The sequence below is a fragment of the Moraxella tetraodonis genome (genome assembly GCF_022359095.1).
Classification (GTDB): domain Bacteria; phylum Pseudomonadota; class Gammaproteobacteria; order Pseudomonadales; family Moraxellaceae; genus Faucicola; species Faucicola tetraodonis.
Window position 1 is genome coordinate 41,244 of the sequence record NZ_JACSYB010000003.1, and the last position, 22,208, is coordinate 63,451.

Annotated in this window: 21 protein-coding genes; 20 read left to right on the plus strand and 1 reads right to left on the minus strand. The window is 40.6% G+C overall.

Annotated elements, in window-relative coordinates:
• Positions 1 to 434 precede the first annotated feature (434 nt).
• The 11 genes from H9W84_RS11310 to H9W84_RS11360 all read left to right on the plus strand — a co-directional run bounded on the left by H9W84_RS11310 (position 435) and on the right by H9W84_RS11360 (position 11,628).
• A complete protein-coding gene (locus H9W84_RS11310) occupies positions 435 to 707 on the plus strand; it encodes a hypothetical protein (RefSeq protein ID WP_219300493.1) in 273 nt (90 codons plus the stop codon).
• 61 nt (positions 708 to 768) lie between these two features.
• Positions 769 to 1,359 (plus strand): c-type cytochrome, encoded by a 591-nt coding sequence (locus H9W84_RS11315; RefSeq protein ID WP_239743890.1) that lies wholly within the window; start codon positions 769 to 771, stop codon positions 1,357 to 1,359.
• A gap of 165 nt (positions 1,360 to 1,524) precedes the next feature.
• Positions 1,525 to 2,163 (plus strand): DUF411 domain-containing protein, encoded by a 639-nt coding sequence (locus tag H9W84_RS11320; protein ID WP_065253221.1) that lies wholly within the window; start codon positions 1,525 to 1,527, stop codon positions 2,161 to 2,163.
• Positions 2,164 to 2,256: 93 nt separating this feature from the next.
• Positions 2,257 to 3,963 carry a copper resistance system multicopper oxidase gene (locus H9W84_RS11325; protein ID WP_239743892.1) on the plus strand — a complete coding sequence of 569 codons (1,707 nt, stop codon included), beginning with the start codon at positions 2,257 to 2,259 and terminating at the stop codon, positions 3,961 to 3,963.
• Positions 3,964 to 3,994: 31 nt separating this feature from the next.
• Positions 3,995 to 5,149: a copper resistance protein B gene (locus tag H9W84_RS11330; protein ID WP_239743894.1), complete on the plus strand. Its 1,155-nt coding sequence runs from the start codon at positions 3,995 to 3,997 to the stop codon at positions 5,147 to 5,149.
• A gap of 27 nt (positions 5,150 to 5,176) precedes the next feature.
• On the plus strand, positions 5,177 to 5,662 hold the full coding sequence (locus tag H9W84_RS11335; RefSeq protein ID WP_060995563.1) for a DUF305 domain-containing protein: 486 nt from the start codon (positions 5,177 to 5,179) through the stop codon (positions 5,660 to 5,662).
• 303 nt (positions 5,663 to 5,965) lie between these two features.
• Complete coding sequence (locus tag H9W84_RS11340) at positions 5,966 to 8,575, plus strand: copper-transporting P-type ATPase (RefSeq protein ID WP_239743897.1); 2,610 nt, start codon at positions 5,966 to 5,968, stop codon at positions 8,573 to 8,575.
• A gap of 80 nt (positions 8,576 to 8,655) precedes the next feature.
• Positions 8,656 to 8,940, plus strand: coding sequence for a Sec-independent protein translocase subunit TatA (gene tatA / locus H9W84_RS11345; protein WP_011959992.1), 285 nt, complete (start codon positions 8,656 to 8,658; stop codon positions 8,938 to 8,940).
• A 55-nt stretch (positions 8,941 to 8,995) separates the two neighbouring features.
• Complete coding sequence (gene tatB / locus H9W84_RS11350; RefSeq protein WP_036599454.1) at positions 8,996 to 9,382, plus strand: Sec-independent protein translocase protein TatB; 387 nt, start codon at positions 8,996 to 8,998, stop codon at positions 9,380 to 9,382.
• Positions 9,379 to 10,248 (plus strand): twin-arginine translocase subunit TatC, encoded by an 870-nt coding sequence (gene tatC / locus H9W84_RS11355; RefSeq protein ID WP_239743899.1) that lies wholly within the window; start codon positions 9,379 to 9,381, stop codon positions 10,246 to 10,248. Before tatB ends, tatC begins: the two co-directional genes overlap by 4 nt.
• A gap of 90 nt (positions 10,249 to 10,338) precedes the next feature.
• Positions 10,339 to 11,628, plus strand: coding sequence for an ATP-grasp domain-containing protein (locus H9W84_RS11360; RefSeq protein WP_036599449.1), 1,290 nt, complete (start codon positions 10,339 to 10,341; stop codon positions 11,626 to 11,628).
• Between the two features lie 658 nt (positions 11,629 to 12,286).
• Here H9W84_RS11360 and H9W84_RS12220 read toward each other — a convergent pair.
• The gene (locus H9W84_RS12220; protein ID WP_418001145.1) at positions 12,287 to 12,403 is read right to left on the minus strand and encodes a transposase-like zinc-binding domain-containing protein; all 117 of its coding nucleotides are present in this window, start codon (positions 12,401 to 12,403) and stop codon (positions 12,287 to 12,289) included.
• A 75-nt stretch (positions 12,404 to 12,478) separates the two neighbouring features.
• On the opposite strand from H9W84_RS12220, the gene H9W84_RS11370 reads away from it, so the two are divergent.
• The 9 genes from H9W84_RS11370 to H9W84_RS11405 all read left to right on the plus strand — a co-directional run.
• Positions 12,479 to 13,309, plus strand: a complete 831-nt coding sequence (locus H9W84_RS11370) for a cation efflux transmembrane domain-containing protein (RefSeq protein WP_065263206.1) — start codon at positions 12,479 to 12,481, stop codon at positions 13,307 to 13,309.
• Positions 13,310 to 13,623: 314 nt separating this feature from the next.
• Positions 13,624 to 13,758: a hypothetical protein gene (locus H9W84_RS12155; protein ID WP_257619763.1), complete on the plus strand. Its 135-nt coding sequence runs from the start codon at positions 13,624 to 13,626 to the stop codon at positions 13,756 to 13,758.
• Between the two features lie 3 nt (positions 13,759 to 13,761).
• A complete protein-coding gene (locus H9W84_RS11375; protein WP_201666671.1) occupies positions 13,762 to 14,103 on the plus strand; it encodes a helix-turn-helix domain-containing protein in 342 nt (113 codons plus the stop codon).
• A 721-nt stretch (positions 14,104 to 14,824) separates the two neighbouring features.
• Complete coding sequence (locus H9W84_RS11380) at positions 14,825 to 15,826, plus strand: TerC family protein (RefSeq protein WP_060994617.1); 1,002 nt, start codon at positions 14,825 to 14,827, stop codon at positions 15,824 to 15,826.
• 81 nt (positions 15,827 to 15,907) lie between these two features.
• Positions 15,908 to 16,387, plus strand: a complete 480-nt coding sequence (locus H9W84_RS11385) for a YqhA family protein (protein ID WP_095356921.1) — start codon at positions 15,908 to 15,910, stop codon at positions 16,385 to 16,387.
• Between the two features lie 362 nt (positions 16,388 to 16,749).
• On the plus strand, positions 16,750 to 18,303 hold the full coding sequence (locus tag H9W84_RS11390; RefSeq protein WP_275579776.1) for a TerC family protein: 1,554 nt from the start codon (positions 16,750 to 16,752) through the stop codon (positions 18,301 to 18,303).
• 463 nt (positions 18,304 to 18,766) lie between these two features.
• Complete coding sequence (locus H9W84_RS11395; protein WP_239743901.1) at positions 18,767 to 20,560, plus strand: KAP family P-loop NTPase fold protein; 1,794 nt, start codon at positions 18,767 to 18,769, stop codon at positions 20,558 to 20,560.
• Between the two features lie 20 nt (positions 20,561 to 20,580).
• Positions 20,581 to 21,333 carry a hypothetical protein gene (locus H9W84_RS11400; protein ID WP_065253171.1) on the plus strand — a complete coding sequence of 251 codons (753 nt, stop codon included), beginning with the start codon at positions 20,581 to 20,583 and terminating at the stop codon, positions 21,331 to 21,333.
• On the plus strand, positions 21,326 to 22,208 hold an 883-nt coding region (locus H9W84_RS11405), incomplete at its 3' end, for a hypothetical protein (RefSeq protein ID WP_239743903.1). The genes H9W84_RS11400 and H9W84_RS11405, both read left to right, overlap by 8 nt.

A 22,208-nucleotide genomic window follows, 5' to 3' on the forward strand; every position in this document is an offset into this window, starting at 1 on the left:
TATATTTATCAGGAACCCTTGTTATAACAGTGTTCTTTGGATAGAGACAGATGCTGGTATTTGGTTTTAATGACAAGAAGATGACAATATTAGGCTGTCCCTAACAAACTTGTAATATCCGTGCCATCTAGCTGTCAGCCACCATTTAGTATTCTAAATCAACACCGCATAGAGGTTTGTCTCTGATACAGACCATCTCTACGAGCAACATTTGCAGTCTGAAAAGTATTTTTTGAAAAAATATGGTAGCGATCGTGATACAAATGCTGAAGCCATATTAAATGAATATATCGCGCATTAAAATCTAAAGCGGTGAGAATGACAGCATTGTAATCTTAACGTCATCTACCAGTCAGAATGATTAATATATCATTTAGGCTAGTTTAACAGCTATTGAACTCAATAGTCTTTAATCCAAACAATAGGAGTTAATCATGTCACAATTTAAATTACTGTCTAAATCAATCGCAATGACGGCCATCGCTCTTGTCGTATCGACCTCAGCTATGGCGCATGATCCAAAAATGCATGCTAAAGAAGATCAAATGAACTGTGAAAAGATGAAAAAGCATATGGATATGATGGGAAAAATGGATCATAGCAAGATGGATATGAAAGATCCTGCTATGAAAGCAATGATGGCTAACATGGGTAAAATGAAGCAAATGTACCAAAAACACTGCGTTACTAACGACAGTAAATCTTAAAAATTTTAGCTCTGTTAAATAGCAGTCAACACTTAACGGAAATAAATTTTTAGGAAAACATATGAAATTTTTATTGGGTGCGCTCTTTACTGTATTTGTGGCAATCGTTAGCGTGTTTGCGATTGTTACCAGTGGCGTTGTCTATGTGGGAGCTGACCAAGAGCATAGCCCAATGATTTTTAGCTTTTTGGAAACCGCTCGCAATCGTTCCATAGCAAATGCCAGTAAAGATATTGTGGTACCAGATTTAGAGAAGGTCGATATCAGCTCTGGGGGCGCGGACTATAAGGATATGTGTGCAGGCTGTCACTTATCTCCGGGAGTGGACAAAACTGACTTTAGCGAAGGCTTATATCCAAAGCCACCTAACTTCACTAAGGCTGAGATCGTCAAACGTTATCAAACAGAAGACGGTGCAAAGCAAAGCTTTTGGGCAATCAAACACGGAATTATGGCTTCGGGAATGCCTGCATGGGGCGCCTCTCATGATGACGCTAGAATGTGGGCAATGGTTGCTTTTATCAGATCGTTACCTAAATTAGATGAAGCTCAGTACACGATGCTAACCACTAGGATAGATGACGATATGATGGACGTGTCATTTGATGGTGATATGAATATGTCGGATGATGGATCTGGAATGCAGCATTAATACTTTCTAGATATGAAAGCCTCCTAACTCACGGTTGTCGCTATCACCAATGTAGTACTAAACAGTGCTACATTTAATGTTTTTAGTTAAGTACATAAGAATTCAAATATAGGGTGTAAGTTTTTAGAATAGCGAGCATAACAATAGACGTTTAGGATTAATTTAATGAGACATTACACACATGTGTTTTCTAATGGACATAACTGGTTATCCGGTCGTGTCCTTTTATTGGTGGTGACATCGTCACTCTCGTTAACGCTAGCCGCTTGCAGCCAATCTAATATCAGTGGCTCTGATTCTCAACCAGTAAAGGTTGAACAGTCTGCTGCCCAGAATGCACAAGTACAGAATGAAAGTTCTGCTCCTGCAAATGCTCCCGTTAACAGCTCGTCATCATTACTCAAAAACGTCTCAGCCACGGTTTATAAAGATGCCAACTGCGGCTGCTGCAAAGAGTGGGTAGGCTATGCAGAAGGTAATGGATTAAACGCAACCACGCACGATGTTGCAGATCTATCCTTATTTAAGGAGCGTTATGGCGTACCACAGCAAATGCGTTCTTGTCATACCACCGTTACCACCGACGGTTTTGTCTTTGAAGGGCATGTCCCTGCTAAACACATGGCTGAATTCTTAGCAAATCCTCCTGCACAAGCTATTGGACTTGCTGTACCGAGTATGCCGGTTGGTAGCCCCGGTATGGAGTATGAAGGTAAATTCATGCCTTATAAGGTAATGCAACTTAACAAAGACGGCACCACAGAAGTCTATGCTGCTATTGAGTCTCCTCAGCAGCAGCTGTAGTGTTGGCTTAGATGTGAATAGATTCTATTAAATATCGAAATATTATAACTATAAGCTTAACCACCATCTCTCAAATTAAATTAGGTCATCATTATGAATAAACAGAACATACTGAACCGCCGACGTTTTTTAACCGGATCCTCTGCTGTCCTTGGTGCCTCCTTGATGCCGACTATTGCTAGTAGCGCATTGGGACAATCGAGTCGCTCAGGCAGTCAGGGCGCTACTATTAATAGTGATCAAAACGTTCATAAAGTACCTGTATTGACAGGGAAAGAGTTTGATTTATACGTCAGTAAACAGTCCGCTATTGTGAACGGCAAAAAGAGCATGGCGACGCTCATCAATGATTCACTACCAGCACCGACGCTAAAAATGCGTGAAGGCGATACGGTGGTGATACGTGTTCATAATCAGATGGATGAATCAACCTCTATCCATTGGCATGGACTACTAGTACCGTTTGAGATGGATGGGGTGCCGGGCATTAGCTTTGATGGCATTCCTGCGAACAGCACCTTTACTTATAAATTCAAATTAAAACAATCAGGCACTTATTGGTATCACTCACACAGTGGGTTCCAAGAACAAACCGGTATGCTGGGTGCCATTGTGATTGAACCTAAAGGGCGTGAGCGTCATCCTATCGACGAAGACCATGTGATCGTGCTTAGTGATTGGACCAGCCGCAACCCGCATAATCTCTTGAAGCTGCTCAAACAGCGCGCCGACTTTGATAACTATCATCTACCAGACTTCAAAAAACTGCTTGCTGATATTGCTAAAACAGATCTGAAAACCGCGTTTGATGAGCGCAAAATGTGGAATCAGATGCGCATGATGCCCACTGATTTTACGGACTTGTCGGGTGAAAAAACCTTTACCTACCTTATCAATGGCAAAACGACCGCAGCTAATTGGGCACAAATCGTCAAAGCAGGACAGCGCGTTAAATTACGCTTTATCAATGCCTCAGCACAAACTATCTTTGATGTGCGCATACCCGGTCTCAAAATGACTGTGGTGGCAACCGATGGCATTGATGTCGCCCCAGTTGCGATTGATGACTTTCGCATTGGCGTGGCTGAAACCTATGATGTCATTGTCACCCCGACCAAAGATGCGCATACCATATTTGCCCAAAACATAGACCGTTCGGGCTATGTCGCAGCAACGCTTGCCACCAAAGAAGGTGCTCGTGCGGCAACGCCTGCTATGGACAAAATTGAATGGCTCACCATGGCAGATATGATGGGTGCTATGGGTGCTAATGGTTATAAAGCTAAGCACGCTAAAACAGAATATGACTTTAAGTCTGATATGCGTGTGGACAGTCCACGTATGAACCTTGACGATCCAGGTATCAACCTGCGCAATATTAATAGAGAGGTATTGAATTATAGTCAGCTACGCTCTGTCGATGAGGCAATATTTGCGGAGCAGCGCAAGCCTACCCGAGAGATCGAGCTACATTTAACCGGTAACATGGAGCGCTATATTTGGGCGTTTGATGGGGTTAAGTTCAGTGAGGCCACGCCGGTCAATATCAAGCCGGGTGAGCGCGTGCGTATTACCTTAGTCAATGACACGATGATGAATCATCCGATGCATTTACATGGGATGTGGAGCGATTTGCGCATGCCTAACGGTGAGTTTCAGGTGCGCAAGCATACTATGATGGTGCAACCAGCTCAAAAAATTAGCTTTGATGTCACAGGAGAAGCTGGTCGATGGGCATGGCATTGTCATCTGCTCTATCATATGGAAGCCGGTATGTTCAGAGAAGTGGCGGTCGTTTAAGCAAATCTTTGGTTGATAGGTGAGAGATGAGATGAAAATACATAAAGTGGGTTTACGGTTCGCTGGGGTATCATCATTGGTATTACTAGCATCATCATTTGCTAGTGCTGCTGACCCTGCCACTGCTAAAAAAGACATGACTATGTCAGATATGGACCATAGTAGTATGGACATGTCGGATATGGATCATAGCAAAATGGATATGTCTGGTATGGACATGTCGGATATGGATCACAGTGGCATGGATATGTCAGGTATGGACCATGGCAGCATGGATATGTCAGGTATGGACCATGGCAGTATGGATATGTCAGGCATGGACCATGGCAGTATGGATATGTCAGGCATGGACCATGGCAGTATGGATATGTCAGGTATGGACCATGGCAGTATGGATATGTCAGGCATGGACCATGGCAGTATGGATATGTCAGGCATGGACCATGGCAGTATGGATATGTCAGGTATGCAAGGTGGTAAAGCTCCAGCTGATGCTCGCAGTCCTGACTATTCAAACGGCGTTCCCTATGGACGCTATGGTCAGCCTATGATGATGGATGATATGCCGTTATGGGGTGTTTCTGTACAACAGTTGGGCTATCAGTTTGATGACGATCAGATTAACTATGAGGTGGATGCTTGGTATGGAAAAGATGAGCGACGCCTAGCTGTACGCAGCGAAGGTAGTGTTCAGACTAAGGACGATAAAAAAATTGATAGTCTGACCTCACTGGCTTATTGGAAGCCGCTAAGTATTTTTTGGAATGGTGAAGCAGGTGTCGCTTATGATACCAAAAACGATAAGGCTGCCCTTATGGCGGGTATCGTAGGTACTGCACCATACTTTGTTGAAACAGATGCAAGAGCCTATCTCTATACTGATGGTCAAGTACGTCTTGACTTAGGTACGGCATATGAGTGGCGTTTGACTCAGCGTTGGGTTGTCAGACCAGAAGTAGGGCTGAAAGCCTTTAGTAAAGACGATACTGATAACGGTATTGCTAAAGGGTTCAATGATTTTGACGCTGAAGTTAGATTAATGTACGAGACTTTAAATCGTCAACTTGCACCTTACGTCGGTGTGAGCTATGAGACGGCTTTAGGCGATGCTCGAGATTTGCGCCGTCAAGAAAATAAATCGGTTGATAGCAGTAGTTTGACTGCGGGGGTTACATTCTGGTTCTAACATTATTAAAATAATAAGGGGTATATTATGAATACTTCAAATCAAGGTAACATGAATCATCAACAGGGCATGAATCCTTATGTGAAGTTCACTTTGATGATTCTGACGTCTACGATTGTAATGTTTATCATGATGTATTTTAATACCTATCAGCTGGATCATGTTTATTTTAGTGAGACCCGAGCTTATATGGCATTATATATGGGCGCAGTCATGGCGATTATCATGCTCGCCTTTATGAGCAATATGTATAAAAAGACTAAGATTAATTTACTGGTTTATGGAATAAGTGTAGTAATGTTTGCTGTAGGTATTTGGGGCGTGCGCTCTCAAGCAACGGTTGATCAAGTCGATTGGATGCAAGCCATGATACCTCATCACTCGATTGCCATTTTGACGAGCTCAAGAGCAGATATTGAAGACCCTAGAGTACAACAGCTCGCTGACGATATTATTAAAGCGCAAAAGCGTGAAATCGCTGAGATGCAAGCGCTTATTGAAGAGCTCGAATAGACGGCTATATATAGAGGTATGGCAAGCTAAGAAATTGATTATGAAAAAATGGTGATACCTAGTATCAGCGCTATAGTCTTCGCTGGTATCTTTACCTTAAAAGGACAGATTGCACAGATAATTAATGTGATTTTTTACCTACCCCTTCAACTGCAGTAACTGCTCTTTGTTTTACTGTTCTTATTTCAAAACCTCTTATTCCTATATCGAAATGTTCAATATCTGTCGATTGCTATTTTTGAGTGATAGTGCTTTAAGAGTTGTACTTATTATCAATATTTATTGTCTTCAAGGAGTGGTTTTATGAAACATATTGCCGATGAAAAATCTATCAAAGGTGGTCAGTACGATAAAGTACCGGAAAATTATAGCGGTACGGTCTATATTTGTCCTATGCATCCAGAAGTAAGAGATGTTGAAAAAAGTGACTGCCCAATATGTGGCATGTTTCTTAAACCTGAAGACGAGGTTGCTGAATCCAACAACCATGAAGATAGTCATGCGCATTGTCATGGAGCGGATGCTAATAATAGTAATGAGGTAAATTCTGTCGAAGACGATAAGTACGACAAGATACCGGAAAATTATAGCGGTACGGTCTATATTTGTCCTATGCATCCAGAAGTAAGAGATGTTGAAAAAAGTGACTGCCCAATATGTGGCATGTTTCTTAAACCTGAAGACGAAGTTGCTAAAGATGATAGTCACGCTAGCTGTCATGGAAAGGATACTGATAGTAGCGGAGTAAAATCTGTTAAAGGCGGTAAATACGATAAAGTACCTGCTGATTACGATGGCACGGTATATACCTGTCCTATGCATCCTGAAGTGAGAGACGTTAGAAATAGCGGTTGTCCGATATGTGGTATGGCGCTTGAGCCCGAAACGCTTACTATCGGTGAAGAGGACACCTCAGAGCTTGACGACATGACTCGTCGTTTTTGGATATGTACCGTGTTGACTGTACCGCTATTAATATATGTTATGAGCGGTATGTTTGGAGTTGACTTTAGTCAGTATGGTATACCTTCACAGGTTTTACAATGGGCTGAGTTGGTGCTTGCGACACCTGTAGTGCTTTGGGGGGCCGCCCCGTTTTTCGTTCGTGGCTGGCAGTCTATAAAAAGCCGCAATCTAAATATGTTTACCTTGATTGCGATAGGCGTAGGCGCTGCTTATGTTTTTAGTATTGTCGCGACCTTTTTTCCCAATATTTTCCCAGACAGTTTTAGAGACGCTAGTGGTCAAGTCGGAGTCTACTATGAAGCAGCAGCTGTCATTGTAACCTTAGTATTGTTGGGTCAAGTATTAGAGCTCAAAGCCAGAAGCCAAACTTCAGGTGCGATTCGAGCATTGCTTGAGCTAGCTCCACCGACTGCAAGACGTGTTGACGAAAACGGAGAAGAGATCGAAGTCTCGCTTGATGAGGTTGTCAGTGGCGATAAGTTACGGGTTAGACCAGGTGAGAAGTTGCCCGTAGACGGTACAGTGATCGATGGTAATAGTAATGTTGATGAATCAATGGTAACGGGTGAACCAATCCCTGTATCAAAAGTAGCAGGAGATACAGTGACTGGTGGTACGGTAAATGGCACCGGAACGCTATTAGTCGAAGCGGTCAATGTTGGAGCAGATTCAGTATTATCTAAAATTGTACAAATGGTTGCTGAAGCCCAGCGTAGCCGCGCACCTATACAGAAATTGGTAGATAAGGTAGCTGGGTGGTTCGTACCGATCGTGCTTATTTGCTCCGTCATTACCTTTATTGTCTGGGCGATATTTGGCCCTGAGCCCGCTATGGCCTATGCTTTGGTTAACGCGATTGCGGTACTGATTATTGCTTGTCCTTGTGCCCTTGGTCTAGCCACGCCGATGTCCATTATGGTTGGTACCGGCAAAGGCGCGCAAAACGGCGTCCTCATCAAAAATGCTGAAGCGTTAGAGAGTATGGAAAAAGTCGATACCATTGTCGTCGACAAGACCGGAACACTGACCGCTGGTAAGCCCGAGCTTACCGCAATTGATGCGCAGGTAGGTCAAGATGAAGACGAGTTCCTCGCATTGGTAGCCTCAGTAGAAAGCGCTAGCGAGCATCCTTTAGCAGAAGCTATCGTTAGAGCAGCTCAAGAAAGATCACTCATTATTCCTAAAGCTACTGACTTTAATTCGACTACTGGCGAAGGCGTACAAGCCGTGGTCGATGGTAAGAAAGTCGCTATTGGTAACTCTAAGCTTATGGAAAGCCTAAATAGTTTTGATAATGAGCTGTCCACTAAAGCTGATGTCCGTAGAAAAGACGGTGAAACGGTAATGTTTGTGGCTATAGACGGTAAAGCTGCTGGTATTATTTCAGTTGCTGACCCTATTAAACCAAGCACTAAAGAGGCTATTTCACTGCTTCATGACGCAGGTTTAAAAGTTGTGATGCTAACCGGTGACAACGAAAAAACCGCGCAGGCAGTCGCCAATAAACTAGGTATTGATGAAGTTTATGCGGATGTCTCACCAGAGGATAAAAACCGTATCGTCAAAGAAATGCAAGACAGCGGTAAATTGGTCGCTATGGCGGGTGATGGTATCAACGACGCACCAGCGCTAGCGCAAGCTAATGTTGGTATCGCTATGGGAACCGGTACCGATGTGGCGATGGAGAGTGCGGGCATTACCCTGCTAAGAGGTGATTTAATGGGCATTGCCAAAGCTTATAAGCTTAGCCACGCCACCATGCGCAATATCAGACAGAATCTGTTTTTTGCCTTTATCTACAATGCACTTGGTGTCCCTATTGCCGCAGGTGTGCTCTATCCCATATTTGGGATTCTGCTCAGTCCGATGATAGCAGCGGCAGCGATGAGCTTGTCGTCATTCTCGGTGATTGCTAACGCGCTGCGATTGCGCCGTTTGAAACTATAATTCTGGTACGGTAAAAAGTGTTCTAAAGCACACTAACACATACTGGTCTAAACAAGATCACAAAATATAAGGATACCGTTATGGGCAGCTTTTCTATTACACATTGGCTGATTTTATTGGTCGTAGTGGTGGTCGTATTTGGTACTGCCAAGCTTAAAAATGCAGGTAAAGATTTAGGCGGTGCGGTGAAGGGTTTTAAAGAAGCGGTCAAAGATGAAGAACCCGAGAATGCTCGCAAAAATCATGTGCTTAGCCATGAAAATAGTACGCCAGCTGCAAGTAATGATTTAAATACGCGTGTAGGTAATCAGGCTGATGATATGGAAATCAGCCCTATTTCCACTGATGACCAGCCTAAAGTATGAAGCGCGCCGCTTATAAATAGCGGCACTAAGTAGTCTATTAATATATGTGACTGTTATGTTTGATATTGGGTTTTCCGAATTACTCTTGTTTGGCGTCATTGCTTTAATCGTATTGGGCCCAGAAAAACTGCCGCAAGCCGCACGTACCGCTGGGCAATGGTATGCCAAACTGCGCCGTACAGTATCCACCCTACAATCTGAAATAGAAGCTGAGCTTGATCTAGCTGAAACACGTCAACAAATGCAAAATGAACTTGCGAAAATCCGTCAGACCGAGTCGGATATGAAGCGCGAATTAGCAGAAATGCGTGGCAGTATGCAAAAGTTTGAGCAGTCACAGAACCAAAGCCTAGACGCTTCACATCAGTCAATCACCCCTTATGATAAAGACCATCAACAGAATACTACCTCCTCGTTCATTAAACAGGAGGCGGATCAGTGAGCCTATTTAAACGGCAAAAAAGTCGACAAGAAAAAATAACAGATATAGAGTTTGAGGCGCCAACAGATACAACACAGAATAGTGAGTCTGGAGATACGTTAGGTACGCTTGGCGATATGCCTATTACCGGACATTTAATCGAGCTGCGTACGCACTTAATAAGAATATGCGTGGTCGTCTTAATTATATTCTTAGTATTGGTGGGATTTTCACGCGAGCTTTATAATCTTTTATCAGACCCATTAGTGGCGCAGTTACCCATCAATTCGACCATGATTGCCACTGATATAACGTCAAACTTTATGGCACCCATTCGCTTAACGATATTCGTCGCCGCATTTTTAGCAATGCCTTATATCCTGTATCAAATTTGGTCATTTGTAGCTTCCGGCTTATATAAAAAAGAGAAGAAAATTGCCATTCCTGTACTGCTATCTTCGATATTTCTATTTTATGCGGGTGTTGCTTTTTCCTACTTTGTCGTACTCAAAGGGGTATTGAAATTTTTTATTATGTTCGCTCCGCAGAACGTTATACCAATGACCGATATTGACAGTTATCTGAGCTTTACCCTCAAGCTATTTATGGTGTTTGGACTGACTTTTGAGATTCCAGTGGTTACCTTATTGCTGATAATGGCCGGAATCGTTTCTACTCAAATTTTAGAAGATAAGCGTCGTTATATCATAGTCGGCTGTTTTGGGATCGCCGCGGTAGTGACACCGCCTGATGGTGTATCAATGCTGTTGTTGGCGATTCCTATGTGGCTATTATTTGAGCTGGGTTTACTCTTAGCAAAGATATTAATTAAAAATGAACGAAATAATGATTTAGTCTCAGGGAATGAAACATTAGAAAGTAGCTAGCACTACTTAAACACGCCAAGAACCTTTTTTACTTTTTACTTTTTACTAGAGTATGTCAGCGTGAGTACTCTACTTAGCGACGGACTCTAAATGGAACACCCAACTAATAACAACGAAAAAAATGACGGTCTTGCAAATCGACTTAACCAAGAGTGCTACTGCATTACCCTTGATCGTAAAGCGCTTAATACAAGCCTTCAAGATCAATTGGTAGAAACTAGAAACAATCCAATAGGAGCGAACGAGCTTAATAAGCTTTTTTCAGCAACACCCGTGTTCGTTCCCAAAACAGAGATAGAGGCGATGGAGCGAATCGTCAGGGCTATCGAGTCAGCTGCCGAACTGCCATTGTATCAAGAGCAAGTGCTGTCGTGGGCACCAGAAATAGCTGCTTTCGACCCAGGCCCAATAGGGGCCCTCATGGGTTATGACTTTCACTTGGGTAGCGATGGACCTCAGCTCATCGAGGTCAATACTAATGCCGGTGGCGCATTTCTGAATGTGTTGCTCGCTCGCGCACAAAAACGCTGTTGCAACCCCTCAGAGCAAAGCGCTGCAACCAATCAAATGCTAGATAGGTTCGAGGAAGCAGTGTTTGACATGTTCAAACAGGAATGGCAGCGACAGTCCGCTGTTGCTATGCCCAATCGGATAGCCATTGTGGACAATGACCCCGAGAGTCAGTTCATGTTCTTAGAGTTTGAGTTAGCCTGTCAACTGCTCCAAGCTAGAGGTATTGATACTGTGATACTTGATCCCTCTGAACTCGAGTATATCGACGGTACGTTAACAGCCCATGGCCAGAAAATCGATATGATTTACAATCGGCTTGTCGACTTTGCATTTGAGGACCCTGACCATGTATTGCTTAAGCAGGCTTATTTAGAGGGTGCTGTGGTAGTGACACCCAATCCCCGCGTACATGCTATGTTGGCCAATAAGCAAAACCTGACATTGCTATCAGACTCCCAAATATTGCGCTCTTGGGGTCTGGATGAGGCTGCAGTGGAGTGCCTCGAAAGGTCTGTACCGAGGACTAAGATTGTATCAAGAGACGATGCAGCAGAGTTGTGGCTTACTCGGCGGCAACTGTTTTTTAAGCCAGTTGCTGGTCATGGAAGCAAAGGCGTTTATCGCGGTAGCAAACTGACTCGACGCGTCTTCGAAAACATTCTGGATGAAGATTATATCGCACAGACCTTTGTCCCTGCAGGAGAGAGATCACTCAAAATTGATGACATCGTAACAACAAGAAAGGTAGATATACGTCTTTATACGTATGGCGGAAAACTGTTACTACCTGCTGCGCGTGTGTATCAAGGTCAGGTGACTAACTTCCGTACGCCAGGCGGTGGATTCGCGCCTGTCTTTCAGGTGTGATCGTCTAGGTCTTATTTAGATGGCATTAGGCTGTTATAAGTCCGGTTAACTAATTCAATATTCTTCTTACCTAACAAAAGATGGTTGTATATTTATGATTGTCTATTACTTTCGGCACGCTTTTCAAAACACTTCGAAAACAATTGGAGCTAGAGATAGCAGTAAATGGGGTCAGCACAGAATTCGGAGAAAATAGTACGCTAAGGAATTTTGTTTATTAATAAGTTTATTAAAATCAAAGACTTATTTTTTACCCTTTGCCTTTTTAATAGAGATGAATAATATGCAATTTAATTAAGAGTATTTTCATAAATTTATTAAACAACAAACACATAAAATTCAATAAATGTACCTAGCGTACAATATGAACCGAATTACGTGCTGACCCCTTTTACCATCAGGCTGCCTGACATAATCTACCAAGTGTTTTTCTCCGTTCTTGACAGCAGAGGTCAGTTGTTCCAATGATGAGTTTTACCTATCACAGTAATTTAAATACTAAACAAATGTACTTACCACCCTATATGGTCCGTTTTCTGTGCTGACCCCAAAGAAAGCTAAATCAAAGGCTTTAAAGTGATTTTCCAGCTTTTTAGGAAAGTTACAACTTCGCCTAAATGCTCGCCTTACTCGATGTCTGATAATGCAATTATTACCTTCAATGCCTTTTGCAGTCTTTGTATTTATAGTTTCGCTTACCATAGCTTTTGAAACCATTTTTCTTTATATTGTCACTTAGACAGGCTGGGCATTTGATGTATAGTGTCATTTGCATTTCACTATTTATCAATTTCTCAGCCTGTTTTTTCCAGCCTACTTTTTGAACCACCACCCGGATATAAATGTAGCTATGAATAAAACAACTTTTAAAATATCGAAGATGGACTGCCCTTCGGAGGAAAACCTAATCCGAATGAAATTAGAGGGCCACTCGAATATTGAACATCTTGAGTTCGACATTCCTAACCGTCAATTAACTGTGTTTCATCATGACAATATAGAAGGGATAGAGACTGCTATTCATGACCTAAAATTAGGAGACACCTTACTCTCGACCGAAACCATTGACCCCTCTGATCCCAACAATAATTTTAAAGTTGATGCTGACTCTAGTCACAAAAAAGATGCTGAGCAAAGAAAGCTACTATGGATAGTGCTGGTCATTAACTTTGCTTTCTTTATTATTGAAATGAGCACGGGACTGATTTCTCGTTCGATGGGGTTGGTCGCCGACAGCTTAGATATGTTAGCAGATAGCTTCGTGTATGGAATTAGCTTATTTGCGGTCGGTGGAACGGTCATTAAGAAAAAACGGATTGCTAGAATTGCCGGATATTTTCAAATTACGCTGGCGATTCTTGGTTTTTTAGAAGTACTAAGACGTTTCTTTGGCAATGAGCAGTTACCTGACTTTTCTACCATGATAGTCATATCGATTCTTGCGCTAATTGCAAACTCGATTTGCCTCTATTTACTACAAAAATCGAAAAGCAAAGAAGAAGCCCATATGCAAGCCAGTACGATTTTCACTTCAAACGATGTGATTATCAATTTAGGGGTAATTGTTGCAGGGATTTTGGTTAATTGGTTACACTCTAGTACGCCTGATTTGATTATTGGTAGCATCGTATTTGCTTTAGTTATTCAGGGCGCCTTTAGAATATTGAAGTTGAGTAAGTAGCCAAGCCTAATAACTGAAGCAAATAGCTCAAGTAAGTAGCTTAATTAAACCGCTAAGTATAAAGTAACTGGGTTTGAAGCAAATAAACATCATAAGGATATGAGACCTCAAGCAATGATTGAACAAACTTTAAATCTAGTCACCACCAAAGACCATCAGCAAGTTGCCGTTTGGCGAATAATAGATGATGAAGTCTTTGATAAGAATCTGGTGGTGGTCAACTAATTTAGGACACTAATAAAATTCAAACCTACATGGGGTCAGCACAGAATTTGGAGAAAATAGCACGCTAAGGAAATTTGTTTGGTCTTTTTATGATTGAAAATACCGGCGTTCGTCTCATTTACTTTAATGTATTAGAAGATGGGCTGATTGTGATGTCTTACTTCTACGCAAAAAATGAACAAGAAAATATATCGCCAAGTGAGCTTCAAAAGCTAAAAAGATAACCGATGAAAACAAATTTTCCTAAAGACTTCGATATTGAAGCGGCTGTTCAAGCGATTATTGATGATGAACCTGATTTAGTTGCAGAGCGAGACAATTTGATTGAAGCATTGAACCAAACCAAAGCAGGCATCTTTGCACGTACGACAGACATATCAGATACGGCTCAAGTCCGTCATCAAGCAGGTTTGTCACAAAGTCAATTTGCCAAAGCCTTAGGTATTTCTGTCAATACGTTAAAATCTTGGGAACAAGGACAACGTAAACCCAGCGGTTCAGCTCAAGTTTTACTTAAATTATTGGGTAAAAAGCCTGAGTTAATTGATGAGATTGCTCATTTGGCGTAGTACTTGAAGCCTTTTAGTAACTACCCTTCGTTGATTTTAATTAAAATTTTCTAATAGGGCCTATCTATATATTTATTGGATGCTGATTTGTAGACAAGTTAATTGATAAAAATAGGGGCGATTTGCCCCTGTTTTTTCGCCTAAATAAAATTGTTTAAAAAACCCTCGTTTTTTGGACAAATTGAATCGTATCAACTTGGGGTCAGCACGTAATTCGGTTCATATTGTACGCTAGGTACATTTATTGAATTTTATGTGTTTGTTGTTTAATAAATTTATGAAAATACTCTTAATTAAATTGCATATTATTCATCTCTATTAAAAAGGCAAAGGGTAAAAAATAAGTCTTTGATTTTAATAAACTTATTAATAAACAAAATTCCTTAGCGTACTATTTTCTCCGAATTCTATGCTGACCCCTTCTATAATTATTTATATGCAACATATTGACTAATGATGTTGCTTAAAGTAAGCTAGCGTTACTCAAGGGGAGTAACTTCTCACTTTATTAAGTTTGTGGCTTATCGTCATTACATAAGGCATTGTTCAATTATTAGCCCTTATCGGTAAGTCAGCTATTGTCACAATAGTTAGCCAGACCTTGACTCGTTGTTAATCATTTGTGGTTAGCATGGGTCAAGGTTTTTCTGTTTTAGGCTAACCTTTTTCCATCGCTTCCACGACACTATCAATTTTTTGATGAGACGTTTAAGGAGCGATAATGTTACTTGCGAGTTTACCTGCCAACACCGAAGCGATAGCTATCGGCAGTCCGATGTTATACGCCGTGTTTTTTGCCATTGTGGCAACATTACTGTTAGTCGATTTTTTTACTTTTAAGACTCCGCCGCCAGGCGAATCCGTATCCATGAAACAGGCAGGGATTTGGAGTGCGATTTGGGTTGGTGTCTCTGTACTGTTTGCAGGTGGCTTATGGTGGTATCTAAACGGGTCGTTTGGCTCGGCAATCGCCAATCAAAAAGTCGGTGAATTCTTCACGGGTTATTTACTCGAAAAGTCACTCGCCATTGATAACGTGTTTGTGTGGCTTATGATTTTTGCGGCGTTTGCGGTGTCGCCTGCGATGCAGCGTAAAATTCTACTGTATGGCGTGATTGGTGCCATTGTCATGCGTACCGTGATGATTTTTGCGGGTGCGTGGCTGGTAAGTGAGTTTAGCTGGATTTTATATATATTTGGTGCCTTTTTGCTGTACACGGGTATCAAGATGTGGCAAAACCATGATGAACAAGAAGACCCAAAACAGTCAGGTTTGTATAAGTTTTTACAAAAACATTTGCGAATCAGTGATGATAGCCATGATGCATCGGGTCAAGAGCGATTTGTACTGGTTAAAAACGGCGTTAAGTATTTCACCCCATTAGCGGTGGTGCTGATTTTGGTGGAATTGTCGGATGTGATTTTTGCGGTGGATTCGATTCCCGCGATTTTTGCGGTAACCACCGACCCGTTTATTGTATTGACAGCAAATTTACTGGCGATTTTGGGTTTACGTGCGATGTTCTTCTTGTTGTCAGGCTTGGCGGATAAGTTCCATTTACTGCCGTATGCATTAAGCGTGATTTTGGTGTTTATCGGTGCCAAGATGCTACTGCTTGAGGTGTTTCACGTGCCGATGGCTATTTCACTCGGCTTTATCGCTACGGTATTAACGATAACGGCGATTTTGTCAGTGAAATTTCCGAATTTGGGTAAAGCATAGACCCGACGGTAATTACCGATTGCTAATGATCATGTTTAACTGTGATAAAATAAGCCTTTTTTACAAAGGCTTATTTTTTTTATGATGGAAAAGCTGTTTAAAAATAGCCGTTATTTGGTGTTTCTCACGATTATTGTGAGCCTACTCTCTTCAGTAACGCTGTATGTTGCTTCATTAAATATTATTTTTCATGTGCTATCCGACTTTATTACCAATCCCGCGGTTAAACCCCTTGATGGGCAGATTTTGGCGGTTAATCTGCTAAAGACGTTGGATATTTTATTGATTGCATTAAGTTTTCAGATGATTGCGATTGCCTATTACCGTTTATTTATCTCCAACAAACCTGCCCAAGAATCTCGTTTTTTAACTGTACTTGGCATTCATGATTTTCATGACTTAAAAATTAATTTGATGCAAGTATCGATGATCATTTTGGTGATTTTATTTTTGGAGCAAGCCGTTGAAAGTGGCGCTAATTTTAATACTTTTCTTTATGGAGCTGCCATTGCGATGGTGGTTGGGGCGATTGTGTTAGCGATTAAAAGTTTACGACATTAATAGTCGAACTGTTTAGTTACAAATTGCTTTAATTAATTTAAGCAACTATTTGCTTTTTAGTGTTGCTTAAAATATACTCATGATCATCAAGGGGAGTAACTTCCTGCTTTTTTAAGCTTGTGATTTATCGTCAATCCATGTGGATGTTACCATCCCATCGGTAAATCAGCTATGACCATTTAACCTTATTTAAAGGTTTCCCATAGTTAGCCAGACCTTGACTTGTCTTTTGCTAAGGTAAGAGGAGGTCAGGAAAACCGCTAACAACGCCCTATTTTATCCAACTTTCCCACCCAATCTGCCCTAGTCATTGACTCAACAATTTTAATGACTGATTAATTACTTAAAAGGGTATAGTTTCCATGATAGAACTATTGGCTGATCCATCGGTTTGGCTGGGTTTCTTCACACTTGTCATTCTAGAAATCGTTCTGGGTATCGACAATCTTGTTTTTATCGCCATTCTTGCCAACAAATTACCACCTCACCTGCGGGATAAAGCCCGTAACTTAGGCTTGACGTTAGCCTTAGTCATGCGACTCGGATTGTTGTTCGTGATGTCTTGGTTAATCACCTTGACCAATCCCATTGCGTTATTCGGTTCGCTCGATATCTCTGTTCGAGATTTAATTTTGATTGTCGGTGGTGTGTTCTTGTTGTTTAAAGCCACGGCAGAACTACATGAACGTATCGAAGGCAAACCTGAACACACCGGCGGTAAGCAAATTTACGCCAGTTTTACCGCTGTCGTCATACAGATTGTGATTTTAGATGCGGTATTCTCGTTTGATGCGGTGATTACGGCGGTCGGTATGGTAAAACAGCTTGAAGTGATGATGGCTGCCGTAATCGTTGCTATGGCGGTGATGCTATTTGCTTCAAAGCCGTTGACGAACTTTGTCGGTCGTCACCCAACTGTCGTGATTTTGTGTTTAAGCTTCCTGCTCATGATTGGCTTTAGCTTAATTGTTGAAGGTTTTGGTTTTCATTTACCCAAAGGCTATTTGTATGCGGCAATTGGTTTCTCAATCTTAATTGAAGCCTTTAACCAGTTTGCCCAACGTAACCGCACCAAATATGAAAATCGTGTACCACTACGTGAGCGTACCGCCGACAGTATTTTACGACTAATGGGTGGTAAAGCAGAGCCAAACAGTGAACTCGTTAGCGCAGATAGGCCATCTGATACGGAAGTCGCCTTTGTCCAAGAAGAACGCTATATGATTAGCGGCGTGTTAGCCCTAGGTGAGCGAGATATCGAAACAGTGATGACACCGAGCAATGACATTTCATGGGTCGATATCAATGGGTCGTTGGCTGATATCAAGACACAGGTGTTAAGTACCCCGCATAGCTTATTACCGATTTGCGATGGCTCAGTCGATAAAATCTTGGGTGTGGTGCGTTCTAAGAGTATTTTATCAACGCTTGAAACGATGACAGACGCTGATAAACAAGCCTTGTATGATTTGGCAAAACAGCACCAGCCCGTGTATGTGTCAGACACGATTGATAATTTGCATTTGATTAAGCTACTTAAAAATGCCAAAGGTAATTTAGCCATCGTGATTGATGAGTTTGGTCAAGTGTCAGGTTTGGTCACGCCGCTGGATTTGTTTGAAGCGATTGCTGGTGAGTTCCCTGACGAAGACGAATCACCAGAAATTACCCAGCATGATAATCATTGGTTGGTCGATGGTACCGCAAGCTTAGACCAGTTGCGCTTAGAACTCGATAACGCCGATTTGTTTGCGGATGCAGAGCAGTTGACGATTGAGGGTTATATGGGTGCGAATTTGCCCAATTTACCAAATATCAATGACAGTATTGAGGAAAATGGTTATCGCTTTACTGTTATCGAGATCTTCTCAAATCGGGTGATGTTGGTGAGAATTGAGCGAATGACTGATCAATAATTGTGTTGTGGTGTTAAAAAATAAGCCCCGAAATAGGGGCTTATTTTTTGATTTAATAAATATTTAGCCAAACTTTGATAATGAATTAGTCAAAAAGGACTGTGCCCAATAAAAATAATTATTTTTCACCATTTTATAAATCAAAACCCATATCTATTAGATATACCACAGTCAATTCTCAATTAAGTAAAACACTTGTTCTTGTTGAAAATTATAACCGCTGGCTAATCAGCAGTTTTGTCGTATTTGGCGTTCAATAATAACCGCTATTATTTACTTTAATAAAAACATATCAATAATATTAATATAATTTTCTTTAAATAATTTTTAAAAAACTTAATTAAAATACTTTGGCCTGGTATCAATAACATAAGTTGTCGTAATTTTTTTAAATCTGCTTTTTTATTAAATTTTATCTTAGTATACTCAAACAAAAGATAATAGGATAAACATAGGTCGAAAAATGTGGTCAGATATTGATTCTAAAAAAGACTTTTTAAATTATTCGGAAGCTTCTGAGATAGTAGTTAATGTGTTAAAAAACCCCTCGATGTTACCTATTTCAATAGGCGTGTTTGGCTCATGGGGAACAGGTAAGTCAACCATATTGAATTTAATTGAAGATAAAATCCAGGCAGAAACTAATAATGATTTTATTATCATCAAATTTGATGCCTGGCTATATCAAGGTTTCGATGATGCTCGTGCAGCACTACTTGAGGTAATAACCTTAGAAATCGCAAAATTAGCTAAAGATAATCAAAGTCTTTTACAGAAAACTGTCAAGGTTGGCAAAAGAATCAATAAACTGCGGATATTAGGCTTGATGGCTGAAGGTGTAGCACTCGCTGCAGGCATACCAACATTTGGAGCAGCTTCCAAAGCACTTGAAGCCGTTGGCAATGGGATTACTGGACAAGCAAATGAAGATGATGCAGAGGCAGTTAACAAATTAATTGAGAGTGGTCAGGAAGGAGCGAAAGATTTACTTAATGAAGAAACTCTCTCAGCACCTAAAGAAATTGCTGCACTAAAAACAGAACTTGAGGAACTTTTAACAGAGTTCAATAAAAAAATCATCGTATTTGTTGACAATTTAGATCGTTGTTTGCCGAAACAAACCATACAAACTCTAGAATCTTTACGCTTATTCTTATTTATGAAAAATACAGCATTCGTTATCGCTGCTGATGAAGACATGGTAAGACATGCTGTTAAAGAACATTTTAATGGCATTGATGAAAAACACGTTACCGATTACTTGGATAAACTGATTCAGTTCCCTGTCAAAGTCCCTAAAATTAGCACTAGGGAAGTAAGAGCTTACTTATTTCTATTGTATGCTTCAATTCACCCCACTTATGGTCAGCAACAAGAAAAACTGGAAAATCTTAGAGAGGGATTGGAGAAAAATTTATGCCTTTCTTGGAAAGAAGATCCAATCACTGTGAACGATGCACTAGAGCTTTTAGATAGTGATGCTCCAACTGTACAGAATCTTTTAACTGACTTTGGCGTAGCTGACCGTATCGCTCCTTTGTTAGCTTCTTCAAAAAATGTTGAAGGTAATCCACGTATTGTTAAACGAATGCTCAACGTCATTAGTATGCGAAATATGGTTGCTAGTGCACGTCAAATGCCCATAGATTTAAAACTCATTGCGAAAATGGCATTATTTGAGCGATGCTGTGACTCTAAAGCAGTTTCAACCTTATACAATGAGATAAATGCGACGGCCGATGGTAAACCAGAAATTTTTGAAAAACTTGAATTATCAAAAGAAGATTTTGAGCAGTTTGAGAAATTATTACCAAGTGAGTGGGAGAAATATAAATGGTTTATTTTTGACTGGATAAATTTAGAACCAACATTGTCTAATAGAGATTTACGCCCATTAGTTTATTTAAGTAAAGAAACTGTACCATTAAGGGTTATTTCTAAAGGGTTATCAGAACCTGCAACGCAAGCTTTTAATTTGTTACTGCGTACAAATAATGTCTCCTCACGTGCCGCTCTACAAGTTATTAACTTGATTCCTAATGGCGAAGAAGTAAAAGTGATGGGGCTAATATTAGATGAATTGCGTAAGCATTCGAATTGGACTCAAAAACCAAATGGCTATGCAGGGGTGTTCTTATTAGCTAGACAAATGGAAGAAACTAGAACTCAATTTAAAGCATTTTTCTCGGAAGTAATGCCTATACCAAAACCTTGGTTCAAAACCTCAGTGAAAGATGAATCCTGGTTCAACAACTAATTTCATGGAGTGACAAACTTATGGGAACATCAACTTCCAGTAAAGGAACGAATGGTCAATCACCGTTAGTACCTTCATGGGCTAATGAAGATAACCAGCCATTACCGAGTATTGATAGAAATTTAACGGGGTTTAGAGGTGAGCTAGGCAAAGCTGCGGCAGGTAAGTCAGGAAATCATCTTAAGAAAGCTATTGGTCATTATGCAAAACATGCGACTGGTGGCAGAAATGTGGGTCCAAAACGTTATCAGAAAATGATTAAGGCGGGCGGTGGCTTATTTGATGTATTTAAGAACATTCAAGCTGGCAACGATTACTTAGGTTTGATATTGTCTGATTTGAATGGCCAACCAATCGATATTGTCATTGATAAAATCATTGAAATAATCCTAGAAGTTGATGGTGATGCTGAAAGAATCAGAGCAAGTTTAAATCAGTCCTTATCAAAATGTTTAGATGGTGTAGATGAATTCGATGCTAGTCAAATTTCTGATGACTTGATTATTGATTTAATGCTTAATTACACCTCAGAATACTTATTTGAAGAAATTATGCTAGATTCCAGAACATCGTTTGACAAGGCAGATACGCCAGAGAAATTTCTTGAACTAGAAAATGATTTACATGCTCTGATTGAATCTTGTGTAGATAAACATATGAGTGAACAGCTAAAAGAAAACAAAGATACACTAACCCGCAATGACATTGAAACCATCCAACAAACCGCACTTAAAGAGATTTGGACCGAGTGGGAGGACTATCTAAATGATTGAACTATATTTTGAGACTGACCCCACTAAATTACCTAATATGTCAAGTAATGTATTACCAGTCCGGATGTTTGGAAAATCTGCACTGGAAGGTATGTACAACAGTATTGGCGGAGCTGCTTTACAAGAATTCAGAAGATTACAAGAACAGCCTGACGAAACAGCTTTTGACTTAATGATGTTATCGTTAGCAGTTACTGCCGCTGATACTTTTGTTGAACGAAACACAAGAGCAGAAGATGCTTGGTGTCGTCAATTTAAGGTTCATCTACCTTTACTAGAACCAGATTTGTGGCAACAACAAAGATCATTACTTCAAGAAACTTTACATTTTCTCAGCGGTGACTTATGGGATTTTGAATTTAGTCAAAGTGATTTTCAAATACCAAGTAAGATAACGCATCGACGAGCTCGAAAAATACACATCGATAATCATGACTCGGTTTGTTTATTCTCTGGCGGTCTTGACAGTATGATTGGAGCCATAGATTTAACACAACAAGGGAAAAAACCTGTACTAGTCAGCCATGCTTATCCAAAAGATAGGGAAAAACAGGATGATGTTTATAACAAACTTCGCCTTACTAATGCTAAATTTCAAGTCGTCGCAAACCCAAGAAAAGTAAAAGAAATCCCAGTCGATGTACAAATGAGAACACGGAGTTTTAACTTTATTGCATTTGGAGCATTGATTGCTACTGCGTTATCAAAAAACCACTATAATAATCAAACCGTTAACCTTTATATCCCAGAAAATGGGCTTATTTCGATCAATCCACCATTAACAGCTCGACGAATTGGTTCATTGAGTACAAGAACAACCCATCCCTTTTTTTTAGGAAAGTTGAACGAGTTGTTTGTCAATATTGGTCTGCCTG